This window comes from Winogradskyella vincentii (genome assembly GCF_020166345.1).
In the GTDB taxonomy this organism is placed as follows: domain Bacteria; phylum Bacteroidota; class Bacteroidia; order Flavobacteriales; family Flavobacteriaceae; genus Winogradskyella; species Winogradskyella vincentii.
This window is the reverse complement of sequence record NZ_JAIUJS010000059.1, coordinates 1-331: the sequence shown is the minus strand read 5'-3', so window position 1 is coordinate 331 and position 331 is coordinate 1. Positions and strand designations below refer to the sequence as shown.

Here is a 331-nt window from a genome sequence, read left to right as displayed (position 1 = left end):
TTGTAGTTTTTATACTAGGAATTTCTGCCTCTTTTGGACAGCAGTTACCTCAGTTTACACAATACATGTTTAATACCATCTCAATAAATCCAGCTTATGCAGGAAGTAGAGAAACTTTTAGTGCCGTTGGTTTGCACAGAAGTCAATGGGTTGGTTTAGAAGGTGGACCTGAGACACAAACATTGTCGGTCCATTCTCCATTGAGAAATGAACAAGTTGGTTTAGGGCTTTCCTTTATCAATGATAAATTGGGTTATGAAAATTTTTCATATATCTATGGTGATTTCTCATATACTATCCCAACAGGCGTTAATTCTGAATTGGCTTTTGG

Annotated in this window: 1 protein-coding gene; it reads left to right on the top strand. The window is 36.6% G+C overall.

The window, feature by feature from the left end:
• Positions 1-11: 11 nt before the first annotated feature.
• Positions 12-331: PorP/SprF family type IX secretion system membrane protein (locus tag LBV24_RS15160; RefSeq protein WP_224479493.1), on the top strand; the 320-nt coding region annotated here is incomplete at its 3' end.